General features: G+C 55.9%; 11 protein-coding genes. 5 read left to right on the plus strand and 6 right to left on the minus strand.

All coding sequences use genetic code 11. The features are described 5' to 3' along the window. Positions 1-72: 72 nt before the first annotated feature. Together H3L98_RS05310 and H3L98_RS05315 are read right to left on the minus strand one after the other, a co-directional pair. Entirely contained in the window at positions 73-537 is a 465-nt protein-coding gene (locus H3L98_RS05310) for a hypothetical protein (RefSeq protein WP_051531933.1), read from the minus strand. Between the two features lie 154 nt (positions 538-691). Further along, positions 692-3,025: a bifunctional acetate--CoA ligase family protein/GNAT family N-acetyltransferase gene (locus tag H3L98_RS05315; RefSeq protein ID WP_027021084.1), complete on the minus strand. Its 2,334-nt coding sequence runs from the start codon at positions 3,023-3,025 to the stop codon at positions 692-694. A 191-nt stretch (positions 3,026-3,216) separates the two neighbouring features. On the opposite strand from H3L98_RS05315, the gene glnD reads away from it, so the two are divergent. Both glnD and H3L98_RS05325 read left to right on the plus strand, forming a co-directional pair. Next, positions 3,217-5,709 carry a [protein-PII] uridylyltransferase gene (gene glnD / locus H3L98_RS05320; RefSeq protein WP_027021085.1) on the plus strand — a complete coding sequence of 831 codons (2,493 nt, stop codon included), beginning with the start codon at positions 3,217-3,219 and terminating at the stop codon, positions 5,707-5,709. Positions 5,710-5,811: 102 nt separating this feature from the next. After that, the gene (locus H3L98_RS05325; RefSeq protein WP_051531934.1) at positions 5,812-6,672 is read left to right on the plus strand and encodes a PIN domain-containing protein; all 861 of its coding nucleotides are present in this window, start codon (positions 5,812-5,814) and stop codon (positions 6,670-6,672) included. A gap of 57 nt (positions 6,673-6,729) precedes the next feature. On the opposite strand, the gene H3L98_RS05330 is transcribed toward H3L98_RS05325, so the two are convergent. The 4 genes from H3L98_RS05330 to H3L98_RS05345 are packed head-to-tail and all read right to left on the minus strand — an operon-like array spanning position 6,730 to position 10,139. Beyond that, the gene (locus H3L98_RS05330; RefSeq protein WP_084481822.1) at positions 6,730-8,433 is read right to left on the minus strand and encodes a flotillin family protein; all 1,704 of its coding nucleotides are present in this window, start codon (positions 8,431-8,433) and stop codon (positions 6,730-6,732) included. A gap of 27 nt (positions 8,434-8,460) precedes the next feature. Then, positions 8,461-9,303, minus strand: a complete 843-nt coding sequence (locus tag H3L98_RS05335) for a M48 family metallopeptidase (RefSeq protein WP_156932178.1) — start codon at positions 9,301-9,303, stop codon at positions 8,461-8,463. A gap of 4 nt (positions 9,304-9,307) precedes the next feature. Continuing rightward, on the minus strand, positions 9,308-9,814 hold the full coding sequence (locus H3L98_RS05340) for a YbjQ family protein (protein WP_051531935.1): 507 nt from the start codon (positions 9,812-9,814) through the stop codon (positions 9,308-9,310). A 10-nt stretch (positions 9,815-9,824) separates the two neighbouring features. Continuing rightward, complete coding sequence (locus tag H3L98_RS05345) at positions 9,825-10,139, minus strand: YbjQ family protein (protein ID WP_027021088.1); 315 nt, start codon at positions 10,137-10,139, stop codon at positions 9,825-9,827. Between the two features lie 72 nt (positions 10,140-10,211). On the opposite strand from H3L98_RS05345, the gene H3L98_RS05350 reads away from it, so the two are divergent. From H3L98_RS05350 to H3L98_RS05360, 3 genes are all read left to right on the plus strand, one after another. Continuing rightward, positions 10,212-10,352, plus strand: coding sequence for a hypothetical protein (locus H3L98_RS05350; RefSeq protein ID WP_156932180.1), 141 nt, complete (start codon positions 10,212-10,214; stop codon positions 10,350-10,352). 172 nt (positions 10,353-10,524) lie between these two features. After that, positions 10,525-11,523, plus strand: coding sequence for a UDP-N-acetylglucosamine 4,6-dehydratase (inverting) (gene pseB / locus H3L98_RS05355; protein WP_027021089.1), 999 nt, complete (start codon positions 10,525-10,527; stop codon positions 11,521-11,523). A 42-nt stretch (positions 11,524-11,565) separates the two neighbouring features. Continuing rightward, a complete protein-coding gene (locus tag H3L98_RS05360; RefSeq protein WP_027021090.1) occupies positions 11,566-12,363 on the plus strand; it encodes a hypothetical protein in 798 nt (265 codons plus the stop codon). The last annotated feature ends 16 nt before the right edge of the window (positions 12,364-12,379 follow it).

The raw sequence follows: 12,379 nt of genomic DNA on the forward strand, positions 1-12,379 counted from the left end.
GGGCTGGGTGGTGAAGCAGTATGGGTATATAGGGAAAATTAATTTGTTTTTAATGCAAAAATATCTTGTTGTTTAGTGGGGGCGGGCGGGGCGCAGTTTGTGCGACAACACCAGATTGCGCTTGAGCGGCAGGGGGTGGGCGTGGTGGTCCTGCAGGGCAAAAAACCAGTAGGCGCGTTGGTTTTTTTGGTAGGGGTGGCGGGTGCGGCAAAAGGCAAAGGCGCTGTTGTTGATGCAGTGGAAGGTGTGTTTGCGCCAATCGGGGGAAAGGCGGTTTTTCCAGCTTTGTATCTGTTGGGGGTCGGATACGCTTATACGGCAGTGTCCGTCGCCGCGGCAGACGGGTTGCCAGTTTTCGTGTTCTTTGCGTCCGTCCATCAGCCATTGTGCGCCCGAAAGGAAAAAACGCATTTGGATGTCGGTGGGTTCGTGGTGGATGTTGAGCACGGTGTAGCTGCCCGCATCGCTGCGGTCGGGCGGGGCGGCGGCTGCGGCGGCAGTCAGAACGACGCAGGCGAGGGCGGACAAAAATTTCATGGCGGGGTTCGGATAGGAAAAACCCGCCGTCGGGCAGCGGGTCGGAAAAAAAGGGATTTTTCGGATAAAAGCAATTTTTATGCCAAAGCTGCACCATAGGGTGTGCTGCGGCAAGTGCCGTGATTGGTCAGAATCGGGCGCAATGCGGCACGACTCAGTTTTCGGGGGCGGTTTGTAAATCCAGCAGGGCGCGGACGATGCCGTTGTCGTCGGGATGGGGCGAGAGGGCAAAGCCGAGGGCGCGGGCGAGTTTTTGCATGGGGGTGTTTTCGGCAAGGATTTCGGCGCGCATGTGTTGATAACCGTGATTACGGGCGCGGTCAATCAGGCGTTGCATCAACAGCTTGCCTATGCCTTTGCCTTGCAGGGTGTCGGCTAGGCTGATGCCGAATTCGCAAACGGTTAAATCGGGGTCGGCGGTATAGCCTGCGGTGGCAAGGGGGTGGTTGTCGCTGTTGTGGGCAATCAGGGCAAAATCGCGGGGGTAGTCGGGACGGCTTAAGCGCGACAGTAAGGGCGGCGGCAGGGTGTTTTGGCGCGTACCGAAACGGCGGTAACGGCTTTGTTCGCTTTGTTCGGCGGCAAGGCGGGCGATGAGTTCGGCATCTTCGGGGCGGACGGGGCGCAAGTACAGCGTGGAACAGTCGGGCAAATCCAGCACTTCTTCGGCATCGGCGGGATAGGCGGCGAACAGGTCGGGGGCGGGCGGGTCGGACACGGTAAAGCGGTCGGGGTCTTGCAGATTGAGTTTGACTTCGCTACAGGCAATGCCGTGTTGGACATGGTGGTGCAGATGAAGGGTAAGGCTGTGGATTTCGGGCAGACGCACAAGGATTTCCAAGGTATCGAGCAGCCAGTCGCCCCAAATCATTTCGGGCAGCGACAGTTCTTGCAGCACGCGGGCAACGGCTTCGGGTTCGGGCGGGGGCAGCAGCGGGCTGTGTGTGCCTGCGGCGTTGGTAAGGGTAAGGGTGCGCCCGAAACGGGGGTGGTGTTCCCAGTTTAAGGTAAGCTGGCTGGGACTGCGGCTGTCGGACGGGTGCAGTTTGAGGGCGTGCAACAGGTGTTTGGTGTGGGTTTTGGGAACGGGCAGCGGCAACACGGCAACAGGCAGCAGCGAACGCCATTGGGTGTGCAGTTTGGCGGCGGCGGCGGCGGCGGGGCGGTAGTCGTAAAAGGGGGAAGTGCGGTAACGCTGCTGCCTGTGCAGGCGGTAACGGTGCAGTTGGGCGAGGGCGTGCAGGGCGTGTTCGGGCTGGCGGAAGTGTAGGTTTTTATTGGTATAAAAAATTTGGCGCACGGCGGCGGTGTCGGCGCTGCCTAGCCATGCCAACAGCAGGGGTTTGCGGCTGCGCTGCTGCAGGGCGGAAACGGTTTGGGCGGTGTGCAGGCTGTCGGCGGGATGGCGGCTGTTGTATATCAGTAAAACGGCGTCGTTGTGTTCGTCTTGCAAACAGGCTTCGGCAGCGGCAGCGAGAATGGGGGCGGGGGTGTCGGCGGGCAGGTTGAGGGGGTTGGCGGGGGCGGTTTTGTGGGGCAGCAAACGGGCGGCGGCACGCACGGGGCGGGCGGCTTCCAATTCGGTTTGGGCGAGGGTCTGCAGGCTGAGGTTGGCAATTTGGGGGGTGTTGCCCAAAATGGCAACCCGTTTGCCGCGCCCGTTGCGGTCGGCGTGTATCAACTTGGCGGCAATCAGGAATTCGGTTAGGGTGGCAACGGTTAAAATGTGTTTGCGGGCAAGGGCGCAGGCAAACAGGCGGGCTTCGGCGGGGTCGGACAGGGTGGGCAGAACCACAACGGGTTTGTGGCGTGCGGCGGAGGTAAGCGCGGCAAGCAGGTCTTGGGCGTGTTCGGCACTGCCGATGTGTACCAGCAGGGCGCGGGTGCGGGTTTCGGAAACGATGTAATCGATGATTTGCCCCGTGCTGACGGGATAGGATGGCGGATTAACGGTTAAAAAACGGCTGAAAACGATTTGACGGTCGGCGGCGTACTGGCTCATGCAGTCAGCAATATCGGGGGATTGTCCGATGTAGGCGCAGGCGGGGCTGGTGTTGTGCGGGTTGCCATACAAACCCTGTAATCCCGCCGCAGGCAGCCACAACAGGCGGATACCCGCTTTACGCGCGGTTTCGGCGGCGCGGTCAAATTTGTTACGCATATTGGGCGGCGTGTCGGCTTCGCCCACAAACACAATATTTGCCACCCCGTATTTGGCGGCTTCGCGTACAATGGCATTGAGTTTGTCGGCTGCCAAAATCACCACCGCGCTGTCGCAGGCGTGGACTTTGCAGGCATCGGCAAGCGTTTCAAACGCCTTGATGCCGCCCACGGTTTTGTGTTGGTTATTTACCGGCACAATCAGCGGGGCAGGGCGTTGCGCCAGTAAAAACGAAAACACCTGACGTCCGCTGCTGCCGTAGCGGTCAGACGCGCCGACAACCGCCAGCGATTGCGGGTGAAACAAAGCATAAAGGGGGTGGGGCATGGCATTCTCCAAACAGAATGCCGATTATATCGCCAAACCGCCGCTTTGCCGCCGCTGTCTGTTATTTCAAGTAGGGTTAATGTGATTTATTTTTCAGACAAGGCGGCGATGCCGCAGACAGTATGCGTAATACAGCAAGGCATTGCCAACGCCGTATGGAAAATCAAGCGCATTAACCATAAGGAAAACCCGTGAACGACACCCTAAACGCCCGCAAAACCGCCGCCGCCGAAGCCTACCGCCGCGACCGCAACCCTTACGCCTATTTCCGCGCCTGCACGCTTGCCCTGCAAGACCGTTTGGCAGACTGGTGGCACACGTTTTTCCCCGACCACGGCACACTGGCATTATTGGCAACAGGCGGATTCGGGCGCGGCGAAGTGTATCCGCATTCCGATACCGATTTGGCGGTGGTGTCGCCGCAGCCTTTAAGCGCAGACGAACAAGAACGCATCGCCGCGCTGGTGCAAACCCTGTGGGACCAAGGTTTCGCCCCCGCCGTTAAAAGCGGCAGCATTGAACAATTGTGCCAAGCCGCCCAAAGTGACCTCACCGCCGACACCGCCTTTTTGGAAGCCCGTTTTTTGTGCGGTAACCCCGACACCGCCGCCGCCTTTATGCGCGAAAACGCCCGCCGCCGCGACACAGTCGGTTTTATTGAAGGCAAACTGCTGGAAATGGACAAACGCCATGCCCGCCGTGGCGCACTGATGCTGGAACCCGACATTAAAAACGGCGCAGGCGGTTTGCGCGACATCCACACCATGATGTGGCTGGCAAAAGTACAAGGCATGTCTGCCGATTTTCACGACATGGTACGCCGCGGCGTGATTAGCCGCACCGAAGCAGGTTTGCTGATTTACGGTTACAAAACCTTGGCGCGGCTGCGGATTGATTTGCACCTTGCCGCAGGGCGTGCCGAAGAACAATTGCGTTTTGACCTGCAAACCCGTTTGGGTTTGGACGCAGGCGCAAGCGATGCCCAAAGTGCCTGCGAACAAATTATGGCGCTGTATTACCGCGCCGCCAAAACCGTTTTACAGCTAAACGGCATACTGATTCCCATGTTAAGCGGGCGCGTGTATTCCCCGTGGCCCCGCACCACCACCCGCATCAACGACGATTACTACACCGTGGACGACCGTTTGGCGTTGCGCGATTTGGGCGCGTTTGCCAAACAGCCCGAACGCATTTTGGAAATTTTAGAAATCTGGCAAAGCCGCCGCGATTTGACGGGACTTGCCCCCAAAACCTTACGCGCATGGTGGGCAGCCGCGCAGCAGTCGGGCAAATGCTTGGCAGACAACGACACCAACCGCCGCCGCTTTATCGGTTTTTTTCAGCACGGCAAAGGTTTAACCGCCCTGATGCGCCATTTAAACCTGTACGGCATACTTGCCCACTACCTGCCGCAGTGGAAACCCATAGTCGGCTTGCTGCAACACGACCTGTTTCACATTTACCCCGTAGATGACCATATCCTTACCGTATTAAGCCACACCCGCCGTTTGGCAATGGAAGAACACGCCCACGAACTGCCGTTTGCCTCTGCCCTGATGCGCGGGTTTGCCCCGCAATATGTGCTGTACCTTGCTGCGTTGTTGCACGACATCGCCAAAGGGCGCGGCGGCGACCATGCCGAATTAGGCGCACAAGATGCCCGTCAATTTGCCCTGAAACATCAGTTGCCTGCCGAACACGCTCTTCTGTTGGAATGGCTGGTGGCAGAACACCTGCTGATGTCGCAAACCGCCCAAAAAACCGATTTTTCCGACCCCGAAGTGTTGGCACGTTTCTGCGCCCGTGTCGGTAGCCGCGAACGCCTGACTGCCCTTTACCTGCTTACCGTTGCCGATATTCGCGGCACCAATCCCGAAATTTGGAACGCATGGAAAGCGCAACTGCTGGAACGCCTGTACACCGCCGCTGCCCGCTATTTGGACGGCGAACAAGAACAAGCAGACATCCACACCCGCCTGCTGGACAGCCTGCCCGAAACCGTCCGCAAACGCTACCGTTCCCTGCGTTCTGCCTTGGGCGAAGCCTGTTTTGCCCGCCACGACGAAGCCGAAATGCTGTGGTATGTTCCCCTGCTGATTAACGATTTTGAATCGGCGCGGGTGGCGGTGCGCCCCTTGGCAGACGGCGAAACCGTGCAAGTGCTGGTGTTTATGCCCGATGGCGAACGCCTGTTTACCCGCTTATGCCGCATTATCGGCGGCTGCGGCGGCGACATTGTGGCGGCGCGTGCCTACATCACCGCCCACGGCTATATTTTGGACACCTTTACCGTGCGTCTGCCCGATGCAGCCGATGCCCGCGCCCGCAGCAGCCTGCAAAACAAATTGGAAGCCTTTGTCTGCCGTGGCGAATCCCCGACTACCCGCCACCTTGCCAAACCGCGCCGCCGCGCCCGCCACCTCCCTATCGTCCCGCGTGTGTACCTGACCGCAGACGAACGGCAAAACGGCTGGTATCACTTGGAAATCATTGCCGTAAACCGTCCCTTTTTGTTGGCAGACATTACCGAAGTGTTTGCCCTCTGCCAAGTCAGCCTGCGTCATGCCAAAATTTCCACCATGGCAGACCGCGCCGAAGACAGCTTTTTGATTTTCTGCCCCGAACTTGCCGACCCCATGAAACAATGGGCATTTGTCCGCGCCTTGCGGCAAGGTTTGGCATAAATGCCGCGATTTTGCCGCGCTTGCCCGTAAGGGGACTTGCCAGCAGGCATCAGGGCGTTATAATGCACCGTCATTCCCCACATACTGAAGAAAGGTTTTGTCATGCAACATCTGCTGATTGATTTTGAAACCGTCCAACCCGTCCGCCTCGACAGCTACAACCCCGCCGATACCTGCGTATGGCTGCTGTTGGGTTCGGCGCAGCAGGAAAGCCTGCCTTTGGATTTGTGCGAATCGCTGTGCCGTTTCGGCAACAACGTCCACTTTGTGCGCGTACGCGGCGGCGCGGGCGCATTGGCGGTACATTTGGCGTTCCGCTTGGGTAAAATTTTGAGCGACAACCCCGAAGCCACCTTTACCGTTTTGTCTGCCAACGAAGCCTATGACGGTTTGCTGACCAATCTGTTGCCCGCCACAGGACAGCGCATCACCGCCTTGCCCGATGGCGAAGTTGCCGCTGATGATGAAACCGTCAGCGAAACCGAAACCCCCGCTGCCGAAGCAGTAGAAGCCGTTGCCGAAGTGGAAGCCGTAGAACAGGTAGAGCAGCAACAACAGGCAGAAGATGCTGCCGAAGCTGTTGAAGAAGCCCCTGCCGAAGAAAACGCGGTAGAAGAAGTTGCCCCCGTTGAAGAAGTAGCTGAAGAAAGCGTTACCGAAGTGGCAGAAACGGCAGAAGCCGCTGAAGAAGAAAGCGAAGCCGAACACGTTGGCAATGTGCTGGAAAAATACTATCCCGCCGTGGTGCAGGCAATGAGCCAAAAAGATGCTTACCATCCGCGCCACCGCCGCAATCTTGCCGCCAATATTGAACGCTATTTGGTGCAATACGAGCACGAAATCGGCGGCTTGAAAAAAGAAGAGCTGGCAGAACAAGTAATTGTGCATTTGGAACACAACGGCTTGGTAAAAGATTTGGGTGACGGGCTGTTAAGCTATCACTTTGACAGCGCAGCCGAATAATTGTTTTGATAAGAAACATCGGGTTGGGAAAATTCCCAGCCCGATTTTTTGTGCGGATTAAGCGGGATTGGTTTCGTTGGCGATACCGCTTTCAGACGGCAGCGCGGCGGCTTCGGCTTCAATGGTTTGCGCGGCTTGGCGCACGCTGTGGTGCAAACCTTGCGTTAAGCCGTTGATGTTGCCACCGTCCAAACCGATTTCTTTGAGCAGGCTGTCCACCAGCGGGGCTTGACTGCGGTAGCGCAGGGCACTGTTGACCATTTGGTCGGCGAGGTTGTCGCCGCTGCCGCCGTCTGCCAAACTACCCGTGCCGCCGCCAAATCCGCCCAAACCGTTTACCTGCAAAATCTTAATATCGTCAATGTTTTCCATCGGTCGGACGGATTCGCGGATAATATCGGGCAGGCGTTTGAGCAGCGCCAAACGGATTTGCATGTCAATTTGTTCGTCCGAAAGGGCATTCGCGGCTTCATTGACGGCGCGTGTGCCTTCGGCTTCTACTTTATATTGCTGTTCCTGCGCCTGTGCCAGCAGGATTTTGGCATCGGTTTCGCCTTGTGCGGCAATCCGTGCGGCTTCGGCGCGGTCTAATGCGGCTTGTTTTTCGGCTTCGGCGGAAACGGTAACGGCAATGGCTTCTTTTTGCGCCGCTTCTTCGGCGGCAATCAGTTCAATGGTTTTGCTGCGCTCGGCGCGTTCGGTTTCGCGCACGGTGACCACGCCTTCTTCTTCGCGCACGGCTTCGGCACGGGCTTTGTCAGCGGCGGCTTTGGCTTCTGATTCGGCGCGGGATTTTTCGGCAACGGCGATGGCGCGTTCCTGCTCGGCTAGGGCGAGTGCTTGGGTTTTGCGGATGCTTTCGTTTTCAATATCGCGCTCGGCGGCGATGCGTTTGAGTGAAACTTCGCGTTCGGCGGCAATGCGGGCTTCGTCTGCTTCGCGCTGTTTGATGGCTTCCTGCTCGGCAATAATGGCGGCTTGCTCGGCGCGGCGGATGGCGATTTCGCGTTCCTGTTCCATTTTGGCGTATTCTTTGTCGCGCTCAATTTGCAGTTGGGCGCGTTCGGTTTGCAGATTTTTCTGCTCAATGGCGATGGCGTTGTCGCGCTCGATGTCATTGCATTTTTTCTTATTTAACTCAATAATTTCTGTTAATTTGGTTAAGCCTTGCGAGTCAAAGGCATTGTTGATGTTGAAAAACTCGCGGCTGGTCTGGTCAAAGCGGGTAAGGGCGATGTTTTCCAGTTCCAAACCGTTTTTATCCAATTCTTCAGCCGCTTGAGCCTGTACGCCACGGATAAACTCAATGCGTTTTTCGTGCATTTCTTCCATGTCCATTTGCGCGGCGATGGCGCGTAAGGCATTGACCAATTTACCTTCCAGCAGTTCTTTTAAGGCTTCGCGGTTTTGGGTGCGCGTACCCAGCGTTTGCGCGGCAATGCCGATGCTGGTGGCGGTGGGACGCACACGCACAAAGAATTCGGCAATCACATCAATACGCATACGGTCGCGGGTAAGCAGCGAATCGGTTTCTTCGCAGGGAATTGCCAAGGCAATGGTTTGCATATTGATGTCCATCACCTGTTGAAAAATCGGCAGCACAATCACGCCGCCGCTGATGATGATTCTTTCGCCGCCCAAACCCGTGCGCACCAGCGCGGTTTCTTTATTGGCGTGGCGGTAGTAGTTGTTAAACAGGTAAAACAGGGTCAGCGCAAGCGCAGCAAAAGCGGCAAGTATCAGAATGGTGCTGAGCGACATGGCGAAATTCCTTGTGGGTAAAGGGGATTAAGGGGCGTGGCTGCTTTTCGGGTTGCGCCAAGGATTGGGACGGCGCGACGGTGCTTCAGGGAACTGCTGCTGTGCGGCGATGGCGCGGACGTGGCGGATGCGTTCGGCGGTGTCGGGGTGGCTTTGCGCCCATTGCGGGGTGTGGCTGTGTCCGTGTTCGTGTTCTGCTTGTTCAAATACATGAAACAGGCGCACCGCACCACCCACATTGCCATAGCGCGACTGTACCGCTTGCACGGCGGCGGCATCAGCGGCTGCTTCCAAATTGCGACTGTAACGCAGGCTTTCCAAACCAATCAGCAAATCGGCGTTGCCCTGTCCGCCTGTGGCAGCACTGACAATCAAGGTAAACAACAGACTGCGTGATGCCCCACGCAAAGCATCACGGTGTTTGACGTGAGCGATTTCGTGGGCGAGTACCGCCGCCACACTTTCCTCATCGGGCAGTTTGTCAAGCAAGCCCTGATACATCACAATGTGTCCGCCAAAGGTAGCAAACGCATTTACCGTGTTTTTATCGCTGCGGTACACGCGCACACTGCCTGCGGGCAACTGCATCCGTTGTGCCAAATCGTCTGCTAAATCCTGCAAACCCTTGTCGGGGCGGGTATATTCATCTGCAATGATGTCGCCGACAAAACCAAACCACTGCCGTTCACGTTCCAAACTCACCAGCACGGGCGCAACGCGAATCAAGGCTTCCACCAGCAACCACACCCCCACCGCGCTTATCAGCAGATACACTGCCATTTGGCGCAATTCAATCCAACGGTAACCCGCTGCGGGAATATTGGGATTGCGGCTTTCGTCAAATTTTGGGTCTTGCATTGGCGTGTGCATGCTGCTACCTTGTTGCAGGCGCACGGCGGATTTTGCCTGCTGTGCCGTAAGCCAACACTTCCACCGTACCCAATGCGCCTTGCTGCTGCGGCTGGTTGGGACTGCCCAAAGTGGCGGTTTCAAACTTCATGTTTAACACCATTTCCGCGCCGATTTCGTCTGCTTGCGCCTTCATGCGTAAAATCGCTTCGCGGCGGGCGCGGTCAAGCAAGGTTTCGTAGCTGCGAACATTGCCGCCAAAAATATTGCGAAACCACGCCAGCAAACGGGTGAAGTAGTCGCTGGACACCACCACGCTGCCCATGACCATTTGCTGTTCAGCAAACGATTTGGGCGGACGTTTTACCGACAGCACCATAATATGCCGTAGCTGTTCTTCACGCGCCAAAATGCTGGCATAGTGTTTTTTCTCGGCACGGCTGCCGAATACAAAGCCCAACACCAGCAAAACCACGGGCAGCAGGTAGGGAAATAGGGTAATCCCCATTACCCACCAAGTTTCTTCCGACATGGCTGTCTCCTTATTCCAACACCACTGCCGTGCCGTAAGCAAAAATCTCTGATGCGCCCGCCGCCACCGACGACGTGGAAAAACGCACATTAATCACAGCGTTTGCACCAATTTGACGCGCTTGTTCCTGCATTCGTTCCAAAGCCTGTTCGCGCGATTCGTTCAGCAGTTCGGTATAACCTTTCAGCTCGCCGCCAACCAGATTTTTCAAACCCGCCATCAAATCGCGCCCCGCGTGTTTGGCGCGGACGGTAGAGCCTTGCACCAAACCCAAATGTTTGACGATGCGGCGGTCGGGGATGTGTTCCAAATTACTCAGCAACATGGCTAAATTCCTATTTAACGGTTAAAAAAGCAGAAACTGCCTTATCTTACACAATGTTGTCCGCAGGTTCAATTGCCTGCCGCCAAAAGCACGGCGGCTGCGGCATTTTCAGGCAACCTGACGGTACACGACAAAAAATGTTTGGGCTGTCCGAACATTACCCCCTCCCCCGTGGAAGCGGGGGAGGGTCGGGGTGGGGTGGATAAATTTTAAGCAATATATTGTTTATCCAACATCTTTCCCCCACCCTAGCCCTCCCCCGTAGAAACGGGTGAGGGAACGGTGTTTCAGCAAGAAAAAATTTGTCGTGTACTTGTCAGGTTGCCTGAAAAGCAGGCTGTTATAATTGCGCCTTATTTTATTTTCAGCAAAACGGCAGACAGCAATGCTTTCCCAACAAACCATTCTGATTACGGGTGGCACAGGTTCATTTGGCAACACCTTTGTCCCCATGACTTTAGCGCGTTACAATCCCAAAAAAATCATTATCTTTTCCCGCGACGAAATGAAACAGTGGGAAATGGCGAAAAAATTTCAGGGCGACAAGCGCGTACGTTTTTTTATCGGCGATGTGCGCGACCGCGAGCGTTTGTACCGCGCCTTGGACGGTGTGGATTATGTTGTCCACGCTGCCGCCACCAAAATCGTCCCCACCGCCGAATACAATCCCTTTGAATGCGTGAAAACCAATATCAACGGCGCCATGAACCTGATTGATGCCTGTATCGACAAAGGCGTAAAACGGGTGGTTGCCCTTTCTACCGACAAAGCCAGCAGCCCCGTAAATTTATACGGCGCAACCAAATTGGCTTCCGACAAGCTGTTTGTAGCGGGCAATGCCTATGCGGGCGAACACGGTTGCCGTTTTGCGGTGGTGCGTTACGGCAATGTGATGGGTTCGCGCGGTTCGGTGATTCCGTTTTTCTTAAGCGTGCGCGACACGGGCGTGCTGCCGATTACCGACCCGCGCATGACGCGCTTTATGATTTCTTTGGAGCAAGGTGTGGAGCTGGTGTGGCACGCCTTTGACGATATGGTGGGCGGCGAAGTGTATGTGAAAAAAATCCCGTCCATGACCATCGGCGATTTGGCGGCGGCGGTTGCGCCTGAATGCCGTCAGGAAACCGTAGGCATCCGCCCCGGTGAAAAACTGCACGAGCAGATGATTAGCGCGGAAGATGCCTACTACACCTATGAATACCCTGAACACTTTAAAATCCTGCCTGCGATTAACGGCTGGAGCGATTCGCCCGAACGCATTAAAGACGGTAAAAAAGTGCCAGAAGGTTTTGTGTACGCCAGCGACAACAACCGCGAATGGATGTCGCAAGACCAATTGCGGACGTGGATTGCTGCCAATCAGCATAAAATCGGCAATATTTGATTTCAGGCTGCCTGAAAACCCAGCTTTTAGGTAGAAAGCGCTATGACCCGTTATCACGCCAAACTGCCTGAATTTGTTCCCATGTTTTCCCTGCTGATGCGAACCTTGTTTACCACAGCAGGCGTCTATTTGCTGGGGTATTTTCTGTGGCTGGGTTGGCAAGATGAAATGCAGTTTGGTGTCTTGTTTACGGTGTTTGCCATACCTGCGGCAGCGTATTTGTTTTGGAGCGGACGGCGGCTGTGGCAGGCATGGTGCAACCGCCGTTTGCGCCGCGAAGCAGAGTTAGCCGTATTGTCGCAACCCATTCCACCGCGCCAGCCGCCGCAAGGCAAGGCAGTGTGGGCGTTGCCGTCTGATTTACATTGGCAAATTTTGCGTTTTGTGGCATTGGCTGTGGGATTATTTTGGGCTTGCCGATGGGCGTATTCGATGTTGCTGGAAAACAAGGATTTTGTGGCTGCACTTGTGCTGCTGCATATAGTTGTATTTTCATTAGAGTTTTTGAGATGGGTGCTGGATGTGTCCTTGCCGATACAGCGTTTGGTTTACGACCCCACCACCGATGAATTGACTTTATCGGTGTTCCGTTTTCGTGATTGCCGTTGGCAGGAGTTGCAACGGCACAATGCCAGCGATTTTATCGGCATTGCCTGTGTGGAATACGAAAGTGAAGGCAAAGATATTCGCCATCATCAAGTCCGTTTGGTTGCCCGTTCAGGCAGCACCGATTGGGTGGTGGGGCGCGTGGGCAATCTGTTTAGCGACCACTATTTTGTTTGGCAACGCGCCGAAAAAATGGCAACTGCCACAGGCTTGCCTTTGCTTCAAGAAGCGTGAACTTTTCCCTAAAGGA

Source organism: Conchiformibius steedae (assembly GCF_014054725.1).
Lineage (GTDB): Bacteria > Pseudomonadota > Gammaproteobacteria > Burkholderiales > Neisseriaceae > Conchiformibius > Conchiformibius steedae.